Annotated in this window: 28 protein-coding genes; 3 read left to right on the top strand and 25 right to left on the bottom strand. The window is 47.7% G+C overall.

The annotated features are described in order from the left end of the window. Positions 1 to 6: 6 nt before the first annotated feature. The 5 genes from AYY17_RS03070 to AYY17_RS03090 are packed head-to-tail and all read right to left on the bottom strand — an operon-like array spanning position 7 to position 4777. Positions 7 to 1002, bottom strand: coding sequence for a phage minor head protein (locus AYY17_RS03070; RefSeq protein ID WP_067421150.1), 996 nt, complete (start codon positions 1000 to 1002; stop codon positions 7 to 9). Beyond that, a complete protein-coding gene (locus AYY17_RS03075; RefSeq protein ID WP_067421152.1) occupies positions 956 to 2392 on the bottom strand; it encodes an anti-CBASS protein Acb1 family protein in 1437 nt (478 codons plus the stop codon). Before AYY17_RS03075 ends, AYY17_RS03070 begins: the two co-directional genes overlap by 47 nt. A gap of 11 nt (positions 2393 to 2403) precedes the next feature. After that, positions 2404 to 3663 (bottom strand): terminase large subunit domain-containing protein, encoded by a 1260-nt coding sequence (locus AYY17_RS03080; RefSeq protein ID WP_067421154.1) that lies wholly within the window; start codon positions 3661 to 3663, stop codon positions 2404 to 2406. Then, entirely contained in the window at positions 3617 to 4576 is a 960-nt protein-coding gene (locus tag AYY17_RS03085; protein WP_067421156.1) for a terminase small subunit, read from the bottom strand. Before AYY17_RS03085 ends, AYY17_RS03080 begins: the two co-directional genes overlap by 47 nt. 9 nt (positions 4577 to 4585) lie before the next feature. Continuing rightward, positions 4586 to 4777 carry a hypothetical protein gene (locus AYY17_RS03090; protein WP_067401959.1) on the bottom strand — a complete coding sequence of 64 codons (192 nt, stop codon included), beginning with the start codon at positions 4775 to 4777 and terminating at the stop codon, positions 4586 to 4588. Between the two features lie 130 nt (positions 4778 to 4907). Between AYY17_RS03090 and AYY17_RS21435 the strand changes: the two genes are divergently transcribed. Next, positions 4908 to 5183 (top strand): hypothetical protein, encoded by a 276-nt coding sequence (locus tag AYY17_RS21435; protein WP_156656612.1) that lies wholly within the window; start codon positions 4908 to 4910, stop codon positions 5181 to 5183. Here the strand turns inward: AYY17_RS21435 and AYY17_RS03100 are convergent. Further along, on the bottom strand, positions 5159 to 5671 hold the full coding sequence (locus tag AYY17_RS03100) for a KilA-N domain-containing protein (RefSeq protein WP_067421160.1): 513 nt from the start codon (positions 5669 to 5671) through the stop codon (positions 5159 to 5161). The genes AYY17_RS21435 and AYY17_RS03100 overlap by 25 nt on opposite strands. 304 nt (positions 5672 to 5975) lie before the next feature. Continuing rightward, positions 5976 to 6221, bottom strand: a complete 246-nt coding sequence (locus AYY17_RS03105) for a hypothetical protein (RefSeq protein ID WP_067421162.1) — start codon at positions 6219 to 6221, stop codon at positions 5976 to 5978. A 282-nt stretch (positions 6222 to 6503) separates the two neighbouring features. On the opposite strand from AYY17_RS03105, the gene AYY17_RS21000 reads away from it, so the two are divergent. After that, a complete protein-coding gene (locus AYY17_RS21000; RefSeq protein WP_082981252.1) occupies positions 6504 to 6719 on the top strand; it encodes a KTSC domain-containing protein in 216 nt (71 codons plus the stop codon). 29 nt (positions 6720 to 6748) lie between these two features. Here AYY17_RS21000 and AYY17_RS03115 read toward each other — a convergent pair whose 3' ends face one another. The 18 genes from AYY17_RS03115 to AYY17_RS03200 form a co-directional block, all read right to left on the bottom strand. Continuing rightward, on the bottom strand, positions 6749 to 7198 hold the full coding sequence (locus AYY17_RS03115) for a lysis protein (protein WP_067421166.1): 450 nt from the start codon (positions 7196 to 7198) through the stop codon (positions 6749 to 6751). Next, on the bottom strand, positions 7195 to 7587 hold the full coding sequence (locus tag AYY17_RS03120; protein ID WP_067421167.1) for a M15 family metallopeptidase: 393 nt from the start codon (positions 7585 to 7587) through the stop codon (positions 7195 to 7197). The genes AYY17_RS03115 and AYY17_RS03120 overlap by 4 nt, the downstream gene beginning before the upstream one ends. After that, positions 7580 to 7897, bottom strand: a complete 318-nt coding sequence (locus AYY17_RS03125) for a phage holin, lambda family (protein ID WP_067421169.1) — start codon at positions 7895 to 7897, stop codon at positions 7580 to 7582. Before AYY17_RS03125 ends, AYY17_RS03120 begins: the two co-directional genes overlap by 8 nt. A 399-nt stretch (positions 7898 to 8296) precedes the next feature. Next, entirely contained in the window at positions 8297 to 8800 is a 504-nt protein-coding gene (locus AYY17_RS03130) for an antiterminator Q family protein (protein WP_067421171.1), read from the bottom strand. Continuing rightward, on the bottom strand, positions 8797 to 9000 hold the full coding sequence (locus AYY17_RS03135; RefSeq protein ID WP_067421173.1) for a hypothetical protein: 204 nt from the start codon (positions 8998 to 9000) through the stop codon (positions 8797 to 8799). Before AYY17_RS03135 ends, AYY17_RS03130 begins: the two co-directional genes overlap by 4 nt. Then, entirely contained in the window at positions 8985 to 9584 is a 600-nt protein-coding gene (locus AYY17_RS03140) for a recombination protein NinG (RefSeq protein WP_067421175.1), read from the bottom strand. The genes AYY17_RS03135 and AYY17_RS03140 overlap by 16 nt, the downstream gene beginning before the upstream one ends. Positions 9585 to 9768: 184 nt before the next feature. Further along, a complete protein-coding gene (locus tag AYY17_RS03145) occupies positions 9769 to 10083 on the bottom strand; it encodes a helix-turn-helix transcriptional regulator (protein ID WP_067421177.1) in 315 nt (104 codons plus the stop codon). Between the two features lie 178 nt (positions 10084 to 10261). Continuing rightward, the gene (locus AYY17_RS03150; RefSeq protein WP_067421179.1) at positions 10262 to 10708 is read right to left on the bottom strand and encodes a DUF1367 family protein; all 447 of its coding nucleotides are present in this window, start codon (positions 10706 to 10708) and stop codon (positions 10262 to 10264) included. Further along, positions 10709 to 11017: a Lar family restriction alleviation protein gene (locus AYY17_RS03155; RefSeq protein WP_067421181.1), complete on the bottom strand. Its 309-nt coding sequence runs from the start codon at positions 11015 to 11017 to the stop codon at positions 10709 to 10711. Continuing rightward, positions 11017 to 11391, bottom strand: coding sequence for an ASCH domain-containing protein (locus AYY17_RS03160; RefSeq protein ID WP_067421183.1), 375 nt, complete (start codon positions 11389 to 11391; stop codon positions 11017 to 11019). Before AYY17_RS03160 ends, AYY17_RS03155 begins: the two co-directional genes overlap by 1 nt. After that, positions 11391 to 11618, bottom strand: coding sequence for a DUF551 domain-containing protein (locus AYY17_RS03165; RefSeq protein WP_067421185.1), 228 nt, complete (start codon positions 11616 to 11618; stop codon positions 11391 to 11393). The genes AYY17_RS03160 and AYY17_RS03165 overlap by 1 nt, the downstream gene beginning before the upstream one ends. A gap of 9 nt (positions 11619 to 11627) precedes the next feature. Beyond that, positions 11628 to 11963, bottom strand: a complete 336-nt coding sequence (locus AYY17_RS03170; RefSeq protein WP_082981234.1) for a nucleoside triphosphate pyrophosphohydrolase family protein — start codon at positions 11961 to 11963, stop codon at positions 11628 to 11630. Between the two features lie 24 nt (positions 11964 to 11987). After that, positions 11988 to 12956, bottom strand: a complete 969-nt coding sequence (locus tag AYY17_RS03175) for a primase-helicase zinc-binding domain-containing protein (protein WP_067421187.1) — start codon at positions 12954 to 12956, stop codon at positions 11988 to 11990. Further along, positions 12919 to 14553 carry a DEAD/DEAH box helicase gene (locus tag AYY17_RS03180; RefSeq protein ID WP_067421189.1) on the bottom strand — a complete coding sequence of 545 codons (1635 nt, stop codon included), beginning with the start codon at positions 14551 to 14553 and terminating at the stop codon, positions 12919 to 12921. The genes AYY17_RS03175 and AYY17_RS03180 overlap by 38 nt, the downstream gene beginning before the upstream one ends. A 2-nt stretch (positions 14554 to 14555) precedes the next feature. Then, positions 14556 to 14942 carry a replication/maintenance protein RepL gene (locus AYY17_RS03185; RefSeq protein WP_235845255.1) on the bottom strand — a complete coding sequence of 129 codons (387 nt, stop codon included), beginning with the start codon at positions 14940 to 14942 and terminating at the stop codon, positions 14556 to 14558. Positions 14943 to 15249: 307 nt separating this feature from the next. Beyond that, on the bottom strand, positions 15250 to 15576 hold the full coding sequence (locus tag AYY17_RS03190; protein WP_036409993.1) for a hypothetical protein: 327 nt from the start codon (positions 15574 to 15576) through the stop codon (positions 15250 to 15252). A gap of 115 nt (positions 15577 to 15691) precedes the next feature. Next, on the bottom strand, positions 15692 to 16039 hold the full coding sequence (locus AYY17_RS03195; protein ID WP_067421192.1) for a hypothetical protein: 348 nt from the start codon (positions 16037 to 16039) through the stop codon (positions 15692 to 15694). 169 nt (positions 16040 to 16208) lie between these two features. After that, positions 16209 to 16436 (bottom strand): helix-turn-helix domain-containing protein, encoded by a 228-nt coding sequence (locus AYY17_RS03200; RefSeq protein ID WP_067421194.1) that lies wholly within the window; start codon positions 16434 to 16436, stop codon positions 16209 to 16211. Positions 16437 to 16526: 90 nt separating this feature from the next. Here AYY17_RS03200 and AYY17_RS03205 point away from each other — a divergent pair, with 90 nt between their 5' ends. Beyond that, on the top strand, positions 16527 to 17243 hold the full coding sequence (locus tag AYY17_RS03205; protein WP_235845256.1) for a S24 family peptidase: 717 nt from the start codon (positions 16527 to 16529) through the stop codon (positions 17241 to 17243). The last annotated feature ends 146 nt before the right edge of the window (positions 17244 to 17389 follow it).

Here is a 17389-nt window from a genome sequence, read left to right on the forward strand (position 1 = left end):
GTGGTGTTATGAATCTTCTTCTGTCGCCCAAGCCTTGCGCTCTTCAGCCAGGCGATCGGTGATCCCTTTGTTGTAAATCGTCCCGTCATCATTCAGTAGCACAGGCTGTGTCGCGCAGTAGCAGTTGAACCGGTTGCCGCCGTCAGCATAGAACGCTTCGACTTCTCCTACTGTATATACCCTGCCGTGCCGTGCCGCATGCCAGCTACGTGTTGTCGGCTTCAGCGCAGACAGCCACAGCAGACCGGTACGCAGCCCTAGCTGTTCACCAGCCCATGTGGTTTCATTCCAGTTCGCCCGCCGTAGCGCACCAACCTGCTCCGTCTGAGCGATGCGTTTCGCACTACTCATTGAAACATCCAGGCGCTGACTGACGATTCTGGCTGTCTCGCGCGGGTTAATCCCTCTGGCTATCGCTGAGCCAATGATGTTCGACAGGTCAGCACGGGCAGCATCAGAAATACCCTTCCAGTCACTGAACGTCGAGATAAACGCAGCGGCTATCTGGTTCTGATGCGCAGGTTGTGACATCAGAAAGGTAAGCGTGGTTTGCGATGCATATACTTCGGACTGTAACGACAGATTGGTATACGCATTCAGTGTGCCGCGATCATATTCATCAGCAACATAGCTGAACGCCCACAGATTTTCATTTCCGCCATCAAGCAGATACTCATCCAAAATAGATTGCAGCCGTTCAAGGAACCGTGCGTACTCATCAGGACGCTCAGCGAGGTCATACGAATAAACACCGGCGTTAATCCTGATAAGCGAATCTGGTTCATTCTGTGCGTTTTTAGCGAGGATGTAGCTGTAGAGTGAGTTCTTATTTCGTTCTCTGCCGCTGAATGACAGGTCGAACAGTTGGCGGAGTGCTTTTTTCAGTCCGTGATACCGGTTTTCGATATCACGGTACATCTTTCTGACAGGCTTTCCTGACTGTGTCGGGTCGGCCTTATTTCGCGGGATTATCGGCGACCCTGTCTTCTGGTTTTTTATCATCAGTTAACGGATCTCCTTTTTCACCGGTTTCCGGTGGAATATCATCTTTAATTGGTTCAAGCTCACCCACTGCGCGGATTTCATTTGGCGTGAATATCGCCATACCGAATGCCTGTTGTGATTTCCACGCAGCATCGGCCATTTTGATCATGTTATCTATTTTGTCAGCTTCACTCGGTGCCAACATGTCAGACCACGCCAAAGTAATATCGCCTGACTTTGGCTGCTCGATAACACCAAGAGTACACAGGCGGCCGATGATTTCAGTGACATACTTTGTCAAAAATCCCCAGCGCCGACCATTGAGGCGCTTGCCATATGCCGCGCCATCTTTATCCCCAGCCAGTACGCCGGTTTGCGTGCCGAGAAACTCAGAAAAAGGGATGCGTATTGTGGTAAGAAACTCACGTACAGCCACTTCCCATGATGGATTAGGGTCGGCGGCAGCAACAGACAGCACATTCATGCGTCCTGCCTGCATGACAGCAGCAGAATCAGTGCCGCGATTAAGTTTATCGACCTTGTCAGCCATTGCCTCGCCAATATCGGCGTACCCGGCTTTCTTTGCGGCTTCCGCTATATTGCTCATATCCGTTGTGGCATCAAACTCTACAGCAATCTGGCGACTGGCGTTCTTCAGAAAACCTTCTGCACTACCACCGGAAATCTTTTCGATATCCAATAACTTATTGAACCCGGCTTTCAATAGCGGGATGCCAGAAAACATATAATCATCATCTGCACCCTCACAGAGGATGATCACCCGGTCAGGATGTATTTTTCGCTGTTTAACCGGACCATGTATCTGGTGTCCGACAGGGCGTTCATCAAAGTCGTAATACTTGGGATTGCCGTAATTTTCTGATGCAATATCAGTTTCCCATTCGGTGACTGTTATCTGCGGTTCCCATAATGGGATCAGACTAACCAGAGCTTTATCGCCCAGACGTTTAACCTCGGCTATATTGACAGGGTCTATCCAGTCCTCACCATCTTTTAACTGAATAACCAGCGCGGAGTAGTGACCGACCATATTGCGACGATCAGCATCTTTAATACGGTTCCAGTGTTTTTTCAGTAGCTTTGTTACTGATGCTTCCCACGGGTTAGTCGCTTTATTCTCTTTAGCTTCATCGCCATCAATGATCGTAGGGCCGTCCTGCCAGCAATCATCCAGCAGACGATGCACCGCAGCATGAGCAACAGCATTGCGTTCGTATGCATTGTAATAATCAGTGAATGAGAGCGCCGTCGGATAACCAAACTCCTGATAAAGTGTTGTTCTTTTAGTATTACTGGACATGCCACCGGATGCATACAGCGCCCGCTGTACCGCCATGTTGGCGACACTATTCACGAGCAATTCCAGCCCTTCATTTTGTGTTGTCACTGAAATTCCTCTCAGAAGTAGAATTGCGCCGGGCGCTTAATGATCGAGAACTGCTTCACGATGTAGTAGCCGCCTGCGTCGTTGGCATGGTCAAACCCTGCCGTCTTGTCAGGCTCGCCATTCGGTGACCATATCTGCTGTTCCAGTGATTCAGCGTAGTGAGGGCAGCGCATAGAATTAACTAAATACCGGCGCTCACTATCTGCATTAAGAAACATGGCGTTGACTGAATTTATTCTGTCTTTTACTGACGGGTTTGTGCCATTAACATGCACGGTAAACCCCGCTTTTCTCAGCAGTGCAATATCAGTCTCTGATGCATTCACTGATTTTCTGCTATTACCACTGGCATCAGGGTAAACATGTATTTTATTACCACCATAGCGACCACTGAGCGTTTTAATTACATCAGGGGTGTCATAACCATCCGTCACCTCATCGACCGCATGAGGCAATCCATTTCTATCAACATGAATGACCGCCGCCATCTTGCCAACGTTGAAATCCATACCAACAAATATTGGCTCATCGCCCTGAACTGACTCAGTGCTGTTATTCAGCTTTCTGTCGTAACAGTGGTATACCGTACCGCTCGTCAGGTTGACAAAGTCGCCGTTCAGGTACGCTTCAATAAGTTGTGGCGGGTAACTGGCCTTCAGTGAATCTGCATAATCATCAGGTAAAAACGGATTACTGTATGTGGACGCCTGAACCATCTCATAACCAGTTTTCGGGCTTCGCTTCCATGTTTTATACACAAAGCGGAAGCCTTCCGGCGTGGTGTACACACTGACGCGGTTAAATGGCTTTTCCATGCCATCAGGTCGCTGACGGTTACGGGCTATCACCTTTACCCATACGTCAGTGGCATGCTGTTCTTTCAGGGTGTCTATTTCATCAATATGTGCGCGATATGATTCATACCCCACAATACGAGCCGGGTTATCCAGCGTCCTAAGAACAAAGTCACCGATTCCGGATGTTGCGGTGTAAATGATGTTTTCTGATTTATTGTATTTATATCTGACCCCGAATTCTGATAGCTTCTCCTCCATGCGTGGCGCGAGGATAAGTCTAATCAGATCGTAGGTTGGCTCATACATAGCAATGAGAGCCTTTGATGAATGAGTGGCATCCCTGAAAGCAGATACCGCCATTGTTTCTGTTTTACCGGTGCCAAACCCGCCGACAAATGCCGGATATTTGCAGGTGAGCCCGAAGAATTTACCCTGCGGAGGTGTCAGCGTTGTCCGTACCGTTCTCCCCGACAATTACCACCTCCATGCGAGTGATTGGCTGTTCTTTATCAGTGTCGATTTCACGCCGGAGTTTTTCTATTTCAAGCTCCCGCCGCGTCATTTCAAGATATTGTAGCTTTTGCGCAGTCTCACTATCAGCCAGTCCAATGCGCTTCATAATCATTTCAAACATTCTTTCACGGCTTATCGACAGAATCTCAATGCCGTTCTGCGTAACCTTTGTTCCTGAGTAGGCCAACCTTGCCGACGCTGATAATTTGCGGGTGTCATGCATGTACACACGCCCCATGCCTTCGCCGCCACACACCGGACAATCAGGATTCGGGTCAAGTGTCAGATTAAAATCCGTGCCGCCGGAACAATCTGGGGCATCCTGACCACGGGCGCTTGCCTTGGTCAGTGCTTTTTGGTATTCGGAGTATGACCACTGATAATTATGGTCAGCGCCCCAGCAGTGATGACAGCAACCTACCCGGTACTGCGACAACTCATTCGCATCGAATGTTGCCAGATTCCACGCTTTAGCCAAGACGTCGTCAGCATCAATGAGGGTGCGCGAGAGTGATTGCTTCTGCTGATTCGCAATTTCGTTCGCAACTGAAGCTTTACGAAGTAGCTGATAACCCTGCTCTTGCGCTGTCTTTTCACTATATCCAGCTCTTATAGCTGCTTGAGTTGCGTTCCCATCTATCAGATATTCAACAATAAATTTCTTTTGCTGTGGGGTGAGCGATCTATCTTCCGCCAGTGATTTTGCGCTACTTTTTATTTGCGAATTCGCAGTTTTGTTCGCAGCTTTAATATAGCGTTTCGCAGTTGTGTATTTTAATCCCTGAGACTCACACCACTCTTTCGGTGATATCCCTGTAGCGGCATAGTCAGACAGGAACTGTTTTTGTAGCTCGCTCCAGTCCGGCCTAGCCATAATTATTCCTTACTGTTTATCCTCAACCACCGGAATGTATCTGATGTCGCTGATTTCATCCGGTGCGATATATGTCCATGAGCCGTCCAGACCGGCAATACCGATCAGCCCGTTAGTAATGCGCGGCTCTTTCGTTGTCATCAATCCGTGATATGTTGTGCCGTCCTTTTTGGTTGCTGTGACTTCGTATTTTTCAGTCATATCTACCTCGGTTAATTGATGTTCACCATTTCTTCCACCACGGCAGGTGTCGCCGCTTATGGGGTCGTCAGTCCGGTGTTACCGATTATTCTGTATGTCCGCACGCTCACCGTGAGGAGTGGCACAGGTCGTGGCTAATGTGGCAGAGGAGATCGGCGGCTCGGTTTTAATTAAGCGCTCTCATGAATATCTTTGCGATGGTTTTTATCTGCCTGACATTTCCACGCCCTGTAATGGCGATTTTGCGAAGGGCACCAACACGCTTAGCCTCTGCCAGCAGCCTGCCATACTCCACCGTCACAACAGCGGATTCGCCGCAGCCTTTGGCGTCAATTTTGAAATGTTTCATTCTCTCACCCATAAAAAAGACCGCTGGGCGGTCTATTCATATTTCAGTGCTATTTGAAGTTGACTCTCCGCCTCTTGTTTCTTATGAAGCAAGTGAGACTTCCGCCCGCCTCTACCCCAGTAATTCATTGTGCGCCCACAGTCACTAACTACCGCCGCCTCTTGGTTGTAAACATATGCAGCCATATTCGCTTCAGCCATGAAACTGGCCACGGAAATAAGCTCGCCTGAGAAATATCTATCCAGCACCGTATATACCCCAACTTTGAATGCGGGGTCTATGTAGCCAGCATATTCATATGCCAGGAACTTGGTTGCGAACGTTCCACCATTGCGCCCTTTGGAAATAATAAAAGGTGTAGAATTTCCACCTTTTACTAACTCATTGATAAATGCCTTCGTTACTGGGCTTCTGAGAAAATCAACGGGACGCAGGTTGTCTACTTTCATACCTGCTGCCTTGGCGGCTTTCCAAATATCTGTGATGGAAATATATCCATCATCGCCAACGCGAACCGGTGTATCAAAAACTGATAATTCCTTCATACGTACCTCTTATAGAAAGTGAACCTGTTAGCACAGAAAAGCCGCCCCAAGAGAGCTCGCCAGCTATAGCGGCAGTTCTCAGGATCACTTTCTGTAAGGCTCTTGGTGGTTTTGATGTGCGTGCTAAAGCACTGGGTGAAATGCGCTTTGCTCACGTGATGGGGAGTCATTCCCTTTAGTGAGTCGTATTGATTTGATGCTGATTCCTTGGTCTACATAAATTCGCAACCATCATCACGCATCGCTGCGTTACTTTGGTCACTTCCGTCTGTTCCGGCATGTCAAGATAGTTTGGATCACCTCTTTACTGGCTTAAACAATCTGAATTTTTACGTCCTGGTGTAGTGTCAATTTTTCCCAAAAGCCTCGGGAATATCGCCCACCCGAAAAGGTTGAAATTTCTCATTTCGCCAGTAGCGTCATAGGACTCACCATCATCAAGCAGCCACATTGGCGCAATGATGTGATATCCATCGTCAAGTAACTCGAAAGCTACTGTTTCAGTGATAAATCTCGGCGTGAATGCATTAATAAATTGCTTAATGGTCATCTTCACTCCGCCAGGTTATTTCTGAGGAACGTTTTTCAAAACGTCATCGTAAAACTTACTCGGGTTATCGAAACCTTGAGCTGCCATAGTATTTCTCCATTAAAAAGCCCCGCTATTTAGCGAGGCGTTGTTAAGCGTTTCTTTACTTTGTCGCCTGCATCACAAGATCAATGAAGTCCTGACAGAATTCGAGGCGGTGTCCGTGATCGTCCACGAAGTTATATTTGTTAAAATGCTCTAATATTTCCTCGGGGCTTTTCCCGCTAATAGGAGATGTAGAAATTGAATCGTGTTCCTGTTTCATCTTCAAACCTTCATTCAGTTGGTTATGACCAAGCCACTCAAACTTTGGAAATAGCGTTCCATAGTGGCAGTGTTTATCAGTATTTAAATGTCCCATCAAAGATTCATCAAGGTCTAATGAATGCAAGTTCAAAAGGTCAATACTTTGATGTGAATATTAAAAAAGCTGGCTACAAATACCGTCAAATCAGCTAATTAGTTAAAGCGGGGTTCGCCTCGCTTTTTCATTTCTGGCACTCGGTTATCACGTAGTCCCTCAAACCAAGGTATTGCTTTTCCAGAGTTTCAAGCTGCTTGCGGAGATGAAAATAATCTTGTTCAGCGTCTCTCGCCAGGGTGGCGGGTCTGCCATCATCCATGCCGGCGGCGGTATCGGTTCCGGTCCTTGGACACTCGGCTTTGATATACACCCGCTTAGCGCCAGACTTAACAGCATCACGCAGGCTATCAATCTCAGTTTTTGCATTGGTTAACTCCTGCGTGTACATGGTGTCGAGTTCGTGAAGTGACTGGATGCGGGATTTGTAGTCTTTGTTGATGGCGACTTGCTCAATGAATTGCGTGGACAGCAGCTGATAATTATCTTTCAACCCGCCGTACAGATTCAGCATCAGCAGTAAGCCGAGCAGCAGCACACCGCAGACACCGATCATCACTTTTGCCGCGGTGCTCATGCCGGTAATTCGATATGAGGCGCATCAATGAAGCGGGTTTCAATCGGCAGTGACGGATCACTCTTCCAGTTGATGCCGAATCGCAGTTTTACGCCCAATTCGTCAGCAGCCTGCTTAACCGCTTTCAGCAACGGCTTGAATTCGTCAATCTGCCATTTAGTGTTGACCGGGATAATATCGACTGCGTGACCGGTAAGGTGGCGGCTTTTCATGGTCTGTGATTTTTTCTCAGCGACCAACTGCTTTTGCCGTGCCTCGGTTCGTAACCCCTCAATGACAATGAAGTCGACCGGCGTGATTTCCAGTGTCCGGCGGATAACTTTCACCAGGTCAGGATTGACGCCTTTCAGGTTATCTTCACTGCGTTTACTGAATCCGAAATTACTCATTGTTCACCCCTGCTTTGCCTTTAATCATGCCGCTTACCTTCTCTACGCCCCAGTACCCGATCATGACGCTGGTGATATAAGCCAGATCCTGATTCAGACCCATAAAGGCCAGCAGGTCTTTAGCGAACCAACCGAGGACTGCACACAGAACAGCGTCCAAGAGTGTTTTCTTCCATCCGCCGCCGTTATACATCCCGCGCAAGCCAGCAACTAAACCGGCGAGAGCAGCAAATACACCTTGGTCTTTATATTGAGAAAGGTAACTGAGTATCTGATCCCATAAATCAGGGGTGTTGTTCATATGTTTCATACTCACCCCCTACAGTGGAGGAGTTTAGTTAATAGGGTGCCGCGCACAGTATCTCTGCGATGATTACGTTTGTTTGTTCAGGATTATGTGGCGGCGTGTTGGAACCATTACGAGGATGTTCTCGATATGGTGGAAACAAAAAAAGGCCGCACATGGCGACCTTTGGAATATTTATCTGTTGGGACTGTGTGACTGCGATATTTTGAACTAGTCGGCCAGGCCGACAGGTTGGAATGTGAACTATCCGGAAATTCCGGAGAGTTGAACCTGTAAGCTATCGTTACAAGTTGCAGAAATGAGAAAGCCCCGCACTTGGCGAGGCTCGTTAATCTGGTCAAGTGACTTAAGGTACACGTAAAGCAACTTACCTGATAAGTATTGCTAATTCGATAAAGTAAGTCAATAGCAAAGTTCGGTTATTTTACGTATTTTACCCACTCGTTTGCGACTGTTCATTGCAATTCGCAACGGTTCATACAAAACCCATTGAGCCGCCTTGAGTTTATCGTTGACCTCATTACGACAAGTCCCGAGTGACGGACGCCTGATTTTATTCCCTCCCCTCGTTTGCATTTTGCGTGGTTTTGCAACTCCGTGATAGTAAGATGCAATCGCCAGCTTGGACGACCCGTTGGCATAGTAGCTGAGCAATATCGCATACGCCTGTGCGTCAGTGGCGATGACGGAATCTACGACCTGAGAAATCAACATTCCGTCATCGTCATTACACATTGGTCTGGTCGGGTTTTTATCAGGCTCTACCGTCTGCATAAACTTATAAATCATATTTATTTTGCGGATATCAATCCTGCCCGAGCGAACCCACGCACCCCACAGTTCCAGCCACTGATTAAGCCAGTCCAACTGATCCTTTGTGAGTTCCTTTTCTCCGATATAGCTCATCTTACCTCCGGCAATACAGTGTGCTTGTGGCAGTCGTACCGGGTGCTGTATGCCTTCCTCAGTAACGATTCCTTACTTTCACCGGCTTCCTGCCGTACTGTGAGGTGTCCGTCTCTCTTCTGTGTGACTACGTGATGATGCTTTGTTTCCTGTCTGAGCCAGCTGGCTTCTTCGATTGCTGCGGCTATGTCTGTGAACATAATTTCAGCTCCTTCAGTTTCAGCTGGTACTCGTTGCGGATCCGCTCATAGTCTTCACGCTTCCACTTCGGTAACTCATGCACACCCATAAGCCAGTCGAAACGCTCCTGACCGATTTTTTCAATCAGCCGTGGGGTGTAGTTTTCGATATTTCCGGAGAGGTGGTTATTACATGGGGCGCATTGTTTATGCGTGTTACTCTCATCAAACCGGAGTTCAGGGTTCGCACCGGTAGTCCGGTAATGCCCGGCGTGATACTGACCTTCGTGATGACGCCCGCAGCTGATACACGGCTGGTCTTTATCCCTTTTCCGGATGTATGCGTTGAATGCGGTTTGTGCTTGCTGCTTGAAATATGAGAGGGGTTTTACTGCCAACTTGCGAATTTTTAACTTGTCTTTCTTTTCGTGTTCCTTTGTCTGCTGCTCCTTTTTCAGTTTTGCCTGCCTAGCTTCGTTCTGCTTCCGGTATAGCTTTATCGCTAATTCTTCCTTGTGAGCCTGGCTACACCATTTCTCGAAATCCTTTTCAGGCATAAACCACTCGCGGCAAATTTTGCACCGCCGGCGCCTGAGTTTTTGCATTAATCACCTCACGATAAATAAAGTCCGAGCGCTATCATTGCGATAGTCCAGCACAGGATGAACGGGATATACTTCTTCGTCGGTTTACGCATCACTCTCCCCTCTGATTTTATCGACAACCTCCAGATGCTGGCAGTCATCAGCGCATTGCTCACACGCGTATGTTTCGTCGTCTGTGAGTTCTTTACCGCATAGCTGGCATTCCACGGCGCACCTCCCGCAGCTTAGCGTCAAAGCCCTTGAAAAACTGATTACCCGCCATCGCATAATATGAATCAAGGCAGGCGTCCGCTCCGGATGTAACCGCATACAGAATGGGGCGCTTATTTGCAGGACTAACCTGAATTGCCGAGCCTATTTCCTCAAGGGTGCGCATCTTTGTGTTAGCGGTGTTATCAGTCCATCCCATTGCTGTTGCTACATCGGCAGCAGTGAATTGCTCGCGGTCACGAAAAGCACTGATTATAAAATTAAGTTTCAGGTACATTTTTTCGGTCATTTCGCTAGCCTCGCCTTCCTCGCCTGCCGGTTTAGTTTGCGGTGCCCGGTAATTCGGTTACGTGATAGCGGGTAGTGATACCCTCTTGCACTTTGCCGGAGTGACCAGGCAAAGCAATTCGCCGACAAGCCAACTGCCAGCGCCTTAAGTAAAATTGATTTCTTCATGATTCCGTTCCTCAAAAAAATGACAGCAGCCGGTTCTCAGTGATTCCACTGCACCCCCGGAATATGTGTTTTAGTGCGGCATTGACTATCGCGTGATAACAGCGTTCAAATTCGTCTGATTCCATATCGCCATATGCAAGGCTCTTAGCCTCCGTACGGACTTCACCATTCAGCCTGACCGTTTGCTCATAGAATCCGGAAAGTATCGTGAGGTCTTTCCTGAAGCGGTCAAATTGGCTGTACTCATCCATATTCTCCAGCCCTGCTTTATTTGCACACCAGTGGTCAAAGCAGAACTTGAAGAAAGCGAACATTTTTCTATGGAAGGATGGATTGCGGGAGAGTTTGATATTGAAGGCGTACATTTCGCCGTTTTTGAATTTTGTTAATCGCGGTAGGTCGTGCTCAAATGCCGGTACAAATACGCCGTTAGCGCCTTTGACCATGCTTATTTCCATTTAACCTCCTGTTAGTGCTCTCCGGTTCCAGGCTGCGACTACCTCCGGCTCGTTAAAGCGCTTAATCCGCACATCGCAGTCGTCACAGGTGATACTGAACAGCGTCAGATCCTGATATGTCGGCTTGTGAATTATGATGTCCGCGCATCCACACAGGGGACACGGCTTTAGCTTCTGTGTTTTCTCTGTCATTTCAGTAGTTCCCTCTGCTTTTATTTCACCAAAATTCCGCAGTGCTAACTCGTAGATGTAGTCTTCAAACTGCTTCCGTGCCCTGCCAATCCAATAAAACGGGCTCAGGCGCTTCATCACTCCCCCGGTTCCATTCCAGTTTCAAAAAAACTCAATCGACCTTTCATCTGCACGAACGGCAACGGGCGGCTGTCTGCCAGAACAAACCCTTTCTCACCAAAGAACCACGGTGATTCGCTTTGTTCCACGCAATCAGTGATTGTTGTTATGCCTACGATTCCGCCAGTCTCAAACTCTGACCGGTGAGGCAATTTAATCCCGAGACGGCAAGCCAGTGCATGTGCTGATTCGTAGTCACTCAGTTTTACACCCTGCGATGCGTGAACAAAAACCTGTCCGCGATACTTCGTTCGCCAGCTACGGTTTTCAATATCTTTGTGCCCGTTAACTATCAGCCACGCCCACGGCTGTTTGATTGATATTGCTTTCATCACTCCTCCGGTGGTTGTGGCAGCGGGATATCAACCGCATAAATCCAATGAGTCACCCCTCTGAACGGAACCCACTCACGCTGATTTCCATACGCAAACCAGCGGTATGATTCTGCACAGTCATACCCCTTGAGCATGAAAAATCCCCACTGAATCTGTCCGCGATAAATAATTAAAACAGGACTGCTGGTGCTCGGCATCTGCTCGCTCGTCTTAATCCAGTTCATTGGTGGCTCCTAAAATTGCTTTCCGTGCGTCTTGGCTCTGTTTTCACGCTTGTGGTCAGCACGGTCTTTGTTGTATTCCAGCTTCTCAGAAATAGCCGTCTCGATGTCATATCCGAATGCGTGGGCGTAATCCAGAATACGGATTACCGCGTCTGCCAGTTCGACTTCTGCCATCTTCCTGTGCGGCAAATGGTCATCCATCAGGTCTTTTCGCTCACCTTCCATCGCTTCGCTGATTTCCGAGTGGATGAGGCAAAGCAAAGTGCCTTTTTCTCTCGGGTTATCCCACCATCCGGCATCAACGTTTTGCTGATGAATCTGCTGCTGAAGTTGCTTAATTTCCATAATCAAAAGTCCTTCTGTCTTGGGTTATGCCGCACGTTTGCGCCAGAGTTCCTGCTGGAACACCTTTGCGCCGTTAATCAGCATGTCGTTAAAATCGCCGGTTCCGTCAATCCACCTGATGCTGACTTTCTCAACATCATTCGGGCTGAGGATGTTCCGGTTTCCGCACTCAAAAGCGGCAGCAAGGCCGGTGCCGTTACTGTCCGCATCAGCAAAAATAATCAGATGGGTAACGCCTTTCGGTGCCCTGAACTTCCTCATGAAGTTAGCGTTAAGTGTTGACCAGGTATTGCAGCCGTATATCTGCTGGCAGGACAACGCCGTTTCTATCCCCTCCGCAATTCCCAATGTCGATGCTACCGGTGTCATTCTGATTGCAACTGATCCGGCAAACTCCAGGTAATTATCTTCCTGTAATTTCAGAAGCCGTTTGTTACCTTCAAAATTTGCCTTTTTATCACCTTCTAGCACCGTTCTGTGCAGGTAGCAGCCGTTGCCACGATCATCTGTGGCAATCGACCAGATAGATTGCTTAACGCCCATCGGGGTAACTTCACGCTGATTAAAACGGATGTGACCGGCGGGAAGTGCGTTAATTCCCCTGCTCATCAGGTAACGGTGTGCGTCAGTGTCTTTCAGTGGGGAGAGTGTGCCGAATTTGGCGATTACTTTTGAGCGGGTAGATCTGGTATCTGATTGTGTCTGCGGTCTGCGTTGCCCTTCTGAGTAGCTGTTTCCTATCAGCTTATCAATCTCTCCGGCCAGTACTTTAAAATCCTTCTGTTGGGTAAGCTCCAGTAACTTCCATCCGTCCCCGGCACCGCATGAACATATCCATGAACCAGCATCGTTTTTATTGTCTATCCTGAATTTGCCTTTTTTCCCGCAGACTGGGCATTCCCCCTGATAGTGTTTTTTTCCTGTGACGGGTGGTAACTGGTAATACTCAAAGATCTCAGGCCATCGCCCGAGCACCGCCTCGACTGTCCTCACTGTGACCTCCCTTACTCAGCGCTTTTTTAATATTTGCAATGCCGTTAAGTCCTATCTGCTTTTTTTCAGTTTCTGTTTTCGGTTCCTCTGATTTTTTCTGTTTTTCCTGAATCTTCGCGAATGCAATATTTTTTGAACGAATGTAATTGCTGACTTCCGGTGTCATTTCCTGCGGTGAATCATGCAGACCACGTGGCCATACACCGAACTTTTTCTTGTAGGTATGAGCGCACCAGCCGTCTGATATTGGCTTGCCGGATATCTCACGCTGCTTCTGGTAAAACTTAATTTGTGACCACCAACTTTGCTTTTGTTCCTTCGTGAAAATCTGCTCACCGGCACTGAGTTTTTTCAGATCCCGTGTTTCATCAACCTGAACGTTCTCCCCCATCAGCGGCTTAAATTCGCATTTCGGACAGACATACACACCGGCAGGCTTCATGTAGTGACATGACGGGCATTCCTTCGGTTTTTTCTCTGACTTCACCTGCTCGCGGTAGCTGCTTTGGGTCTTCATGCCGTCGTTTTTGTTTTGCAGATCGTCATATTCGATGTCATCCGGAAACCCGAGGCGGTGAACCGAACCTGAGTGATCAAATATCAGGCAATTCTCTTTGCCGGGCGCAGTGCGTAATCCCCGACCGAGGCATTGAACCCATCGTATTTCTGATTTAGTCGGTCTGGCGTAGATGATGCAACGGACGTCGCTGTCGAACCCGGCAACCAGAACGCCAACGTTCACAATTATTTTTGTCGCCCCTGTCTCAAACCGGCTGATAATCAGCTGACGCTCGTCATGCGGCGTACCTGCGGTCATGACCTCAGAGTTAATTCCAGCTCTGTTAAACTCCATCGTGACATAGTTGGCATGGCTTACATCGACGCAGAAGCACACTGTCGGTCTGTCTTCGCCGTGTTCAAGCCAGAATTTAACGATGTTTCCAACCAGGTCAGAATTACCCATGATTTGAGCAAGCTGATCTTCGTTGAAATCATTACCAAATCCAGACAGTCGTGACGTTTTAACGCTGCTGACATCAGGGTTATCCGGTGCGTAAAATTCATACCGGCTCAGGTCTCCGATGCTGATAAGTTCTTTCATCGTGGTCGGTTTAATCAGTGTTTCGTAGTATTCCCCCATCCATCCGGCAAACGGTGTACCTGACAGTCCGACAACCCTGATCCCGCTGTCGCGGATGATTTCCAGTATTTTTTTCCGTTTCATGTGGGCTTCGTCAATGATCAGCAGGTCGATATTGTCCGGAAACTGACGGCGTATCAGGGTATCTGCCGATGCAATCTGAATCAGTTTTGTCGGGTCGTACAACGGGTGATCCCGCCACACGAAACTTATTTCCTCTGCCGGTAATCCGTACTCAACAAACCGGGATGCAGTCTGGTCAAGCAGCACCGTGTACGGAGCCACAAACATCACGCGCTGATTGTGAGATACCAGTCCCGCTGTCATGAACGCTGCGATTGCCGTTTTACCAAACCCCACACTGGCGGACAGCAACATCGTCCGGTGTTGGTTCCAGTTCCGTCTGAGCATATTCAGTGCGGTGACTTGCTTTGCCTTTGGCGTTATACTGAGCATGTTTAATTTCCTTGTGATTTACGGCTGCGCGCTCCCCTCAGAGCGCTGCTGCCAATCTCCTCAAGCTTTTTTGAATTAATCGCCTCTGCTGCATGATTAAAATCAATCACCTGAGCGCCTTTGACTCCCATCGTGTAGTAACAGGATTTTGAAATATTCCAGCTTCGTCCTCCCCAGTTAAACTCAGGATTCACAGCGTAAATCCCGCGTTTGAATTTAATTAACCCTGCCGACTCAAGTTCTTTGTTCGCCCGCTGAATGCTTCTCGCGGTAACGCCCAATTCCCTTGCCGTCTCCTCCGAGGTGGCAACATACCGCCCGTGTCGCCAGTCACAGTTCTCGACGATGTAGCCGTACAACTCCGTTGCCACCGGAGATAAACCGGCCATTCGCTTAAACAGTTCCCTGGACTTAAAAACCCGTGACCATTTCTGCATAAACCGTAACCTATTGATTTTTAACAAAGCGACCGAACCTGTCGCAAAAAGCGACAAACCCTGTCGTTTTGATGTTGATTAACTTGATGATTTATAACGGTTTTCCAAGTTGCCCTCTCCTTATCCTTACAGGGTCAATCCGAACACCGGTTTTTTATCTTTTTTGCTTTTCTTTTCAGTTAGTTAGCCGTTGTGTCTTTTGCATGAATCGCAGCACTTGCCAGAGAACAAGCCCTGTTTTGTGCTGATTTTTGGCATCTCAGACGAGCGCCGGAATTGGTTGGTTTCTCTGGCTGGTGCCTGCCTGAAACTCTCTCGGGGTTGAGACATTCCCGTCGAGGTATGAAGCGTAGTTTTTTACGAAGTTTCTCAGCCTCGTATTTGCTGCCCTTCTGCCTGAATTTTCCTTCCGATAAATAACGGATTCATTGTCGAAATGCTCTTGATAAACCTCAGAATATTTAACCGATATTTTCGGTCTTACCGATGGCCTTAACCGGAGAAGCATTTCTCTTATCCATTTTTCATCCTGTTCAAAATAACAATCAGGCATTAAAACATTGACGTTATACTCATAATTATCCATTTGCTTATTAACTCCATGAATTAAAAGCCCGTTTAAATTCCATAAACGAGCTTATCTATGAGTTGAATTATTTATTGACTAATACTGATAATTCATCCAGCATTGGATTGCATTTTTAAATCGCTAAGTCGATTTGATCCTGAGCCTCGGTTACCGCCGGGGCTTTTCTTTTGACCTTTCCCTTAATCTCCAGCATCTGCATCAGCCATTCAGCATCTGCGCCCTCAACTACTAAGCGCGGTGGCTTGCTTTCAACTTTCACTGAATCTTCCGGTAGCCCAAGTGCTGTGATTGCTTTGCACGCCAACCGGAACGCTCTTGTCTTTTCCCGGCTTGCTGCCGTTGGATGAATGCCTAACTCTTTTGCCAGGTTGTCATTCTTCATTGCGAACGTCTGCCGGATGAAAAAGCTCATCAGTTCGTTAGATGAGCAATCGACTTTGATACTTTTTGATACTTCCATAATTCATAATGTCCTTATTGAGATACAGTTATTCGCTCACTTCCTGTGAGGTGTTGCTGTGTTGAATAAAATGTAATTTGGTGGGTTCTGCCTCTTCGGTACATTGTCTCTTTAGAGATACGCCGCCCGCCCGACAATATGCTGTGCCGTTCAGCTACTACTTTTTTTGTTATGCCGCGAGTTCAGGCCAGTTCTTCGCCCAATCTTCTGGGTACAGGTGCTGGCGCTTAACCGCTGAATTGCTATTTTTTTCGATAAGCACACAGAGCTCAGTGCCTAATTTCGAGCCCTTTGAGATTGCCTTTCTCAGGTATCCGATAGTGGTTCCGCAGCGTTTCGCGAAATACTCCTGATCCGATACCGATAGCGCATTTAGGAAAATCCGTAATTGTTCCATGCGTTGTCCTTGTTTACCTATGCATGAGATAAATATACCTATAGGTAAACAATTAATCAATACCTACAGGCAATTTACCGGAAGGTAAATTTGTCGGATGATTTGCTAATGAATGCTGAAAACGATTTATTTGAAAAAAGAAGACAAAAACTATTCGAACTCGTCTCCCAGTACGGGACGCAGGAGGAATTCGCTCGAGCTATTGGCAAGGACAAGTCATACGTATCCAGAATGCTTTACTCACCTGAAAAGAATGGGTACAAGCGTATAGGGGATAAGATGGTTATCGCTATTCAGGCGGCACTAGGGCTACCTCATGGGTGGATGGATGGGATAACAGATGCTGACATACCAGCCCCATCACCAAGCAACACCTACAAAGTTGAAGTTCTCGATGTCGAAGCGAGCGCGGGACCAGGGGTGCTAGTTCTTGATGAGTTTATTGAAACAATAACGGCAATCGAATATTCCGCAGAGGAAGCCAAGCGGCTGTTCGGTGGAAGGCCTGCTGATACCGTAAAGATGATCACCGTTAAAGGTGACTCAATGGCGGAGACGTTCGAGCCGCGTGATCAGATATTCGTTGATTTGACTGTTAACCATTTTGACGGTGACGGAATTTATGTCTTCATACTGGACAATCAGCTCTACATTAAGCGCCTGCAAATGCAGTACAAGCGCCTCGCTGTGATATCGGATAACCCGAAATATGAGACGTGGCACCTGAACGAAGAAACAATTGATGGAGTGTTAATACAGGCCAAAGTGCTTGTCAGTCAGTCCATCAAGTATAAGTTCCACGGCTGACAGCCCGACACATCCCAATGAAGCGCCTGTACAACTGGATATGCTGCCACAAGCTGTACACTCTGCTTATCGCGGTGATTGTGATAGATGCGGTGGTGGGGGTGAGTTTGGTGCGGTGATAGCGGACTGACGACACGTTTTAGGGT

Origin of the sequence: Morganella psychrotolerans (genome assembly GCF_001676055.1) — a bacterium.
Classification (GTDB): domain Bacteria; phylum Pseudomonadota; class Gammaproteobacteria; order Enterobacterales; family Enterobacteriaceae; genus Morganella; species Morganella psychrotolerans_B.

Excerpts from the sequence above, each read along its gene's own strand:
- AYY17_RS03070 (WP_067421150.1), bottom strand. The coding sequence starts at position 1,002 with ATGATAAAAAACCAGAAGACAGGGTCGCCGATAATCCCGCGAAATAAG.
- AYY17_RS03085 (WP_067421156.1), bottom strand. The coding sequence starts at position 4,576 with ATGGCTAGGCCGGACTGGAGCGAGCTACAAAAACAGTTCCTGTCTGAC.
- AYY17_RS03090 (WP_067401959.1), bottom strand. The coding sequence starts at position 4,777 with ATGACTGAAAAATACGAAGTCACAGCAACCAAAAAGGACGGCACAACA.
- AYY17_RS03100 (WP_067421160.1), bottom strand. The coding sequence starts at position 5,671 with ATGAAGGAATTATCAGTTTTTGATACACCGGTTCGCGTTGGCGATGAT.
- AYY17_RS03105 (WP_067421162.1), bottom strand. The coding sequence starts at position 6,221 with ATGACCATTAAGCAATTTATTAATGCATTCACGCCGAGATTTATCACT.
- AYY17_RS03115 (WP_067421166.1), bottom strand. The coding sequence starts at position 7,198 with ATGAGCACCGCGGCAAAAGTGATGATCGGTGTCTGCGGTGTGCTGCTG.
- AYY17_RS03120 (WP_067421167.1), bottom strand. The coding sequence starts at position 7,587 with ATGAGTAATTTCGGATTCAGTAAACGCAGTGAAGATAACCTGAAAGGC.
- AYY17_RS03125 (WP_067421169.1), bottom strand. The coding sequence starts at position 7,897 with ATGAAACATATGAACAACACCCCTGATTTATGGGATCAGATACTCAGT.
- AYY17_RS03130 (WP_067421171.1), bottom strand. The coding sequence starts at position 8,800 with ATGAGCTATATCGGAGAAAAGGAACTCACAAAGGATCAGTTGGACTGG.
- AYY17_RS03135 (WP_067421173.1), bottom strand. The coding sequence starts at position 9,000 with ATGTTCACAGACATAGCCGCAGCAATCGAAGAAGCCAGCTGGCTCAGA.
- AYY17_RS03140 (WP_067421175.1), bottom strand. The coding sequence starts at position 9,584 with ATGCAAAAACTCAGGCGCCGGCGGTGCAAAATTTGCCGCGAGTGGTTT.
- AYY17_RS03145 (WP_067421177.1), bottom strand. The coding sequence starts at position 10,083 with ATGACCGAAAAAATGTACCTGAAACTTAATTTTATAATCAGTGCTTTT.
- AYY17_RS03150 (WP_067421179.1), bottom strand. The coding sequence starts at position 10,708 with ATGGAAATAAGCATGGTCAAAGGCGCTAACGGCGTATTTGTACCGGCA.
- AYY17_RS03155 (WP_067421181.1), bottom strand. The coding sequence starts at position 11,017 with ATGAAGCGCCTGAGCCCGTTTTATTGGATTGGCAGGGCACGGAAGCAG.
- AYY17_RS03160 (WP_067421183.1), bottom strand. The coding sequence starts at position 11,391 with ATGAAAGCAATATCAATCAAACAGCCGTGGGCGTGGCTGATAGTTAAC.
- AYY17_RS03165 (WP_067421185.1), bottom strand. The coding sequence starts at position 11,618 with ATGAACTGGATTAAGACGAGCGAGCAGATGCCGAGCACCAGCAGTCCT.
- AYY17_RS03170 (WP_082981234.1), bottom strand. The coding sequence starts at position 11,963 with ATGGAAATTAAGCAACTTCAGCAGCAGATTCATCAGCAAAACGTTGAT.
- AYY17_RS03180 (WP_067421189.1), bottom strand. The coding sequence starts at position 14,553 with ATGCTCAGTATAACGCCAAAGGCAAAGCAAGTCACCGCACTGAATATG.
- AYY17_RS03185 (WP_235845255.1), bottom strand. The coding sequence starts at position 14,942 with ATGGCCGGTTTATCTCCGGTGGCAACGGAGTTGTACGGCTACATCGTC.
- AYY17_RS03190 (WP_036409993.1), bottom strand. The coding sequence starts at position 15,576 with ATGGATAATTATGAGTATAACGTCAATGTTTTAATGCCTGATTGTTAT.
- AYY17_RS03195 (WP_067421192.1), bottom strand. The coding sequence starts at position 16,039 with ATGGAAGTATCAAAAAGTATCAAAGTCGATTGCTCATCTAACGAACTG.
- AYY17_RS03200 (WP_067421194.1), bottom strand. The coding sequence starts at position 16,436 with ATGGAACAATTACGGATTTTCCTAAATGCGCTATCGGTATCGGATCAG.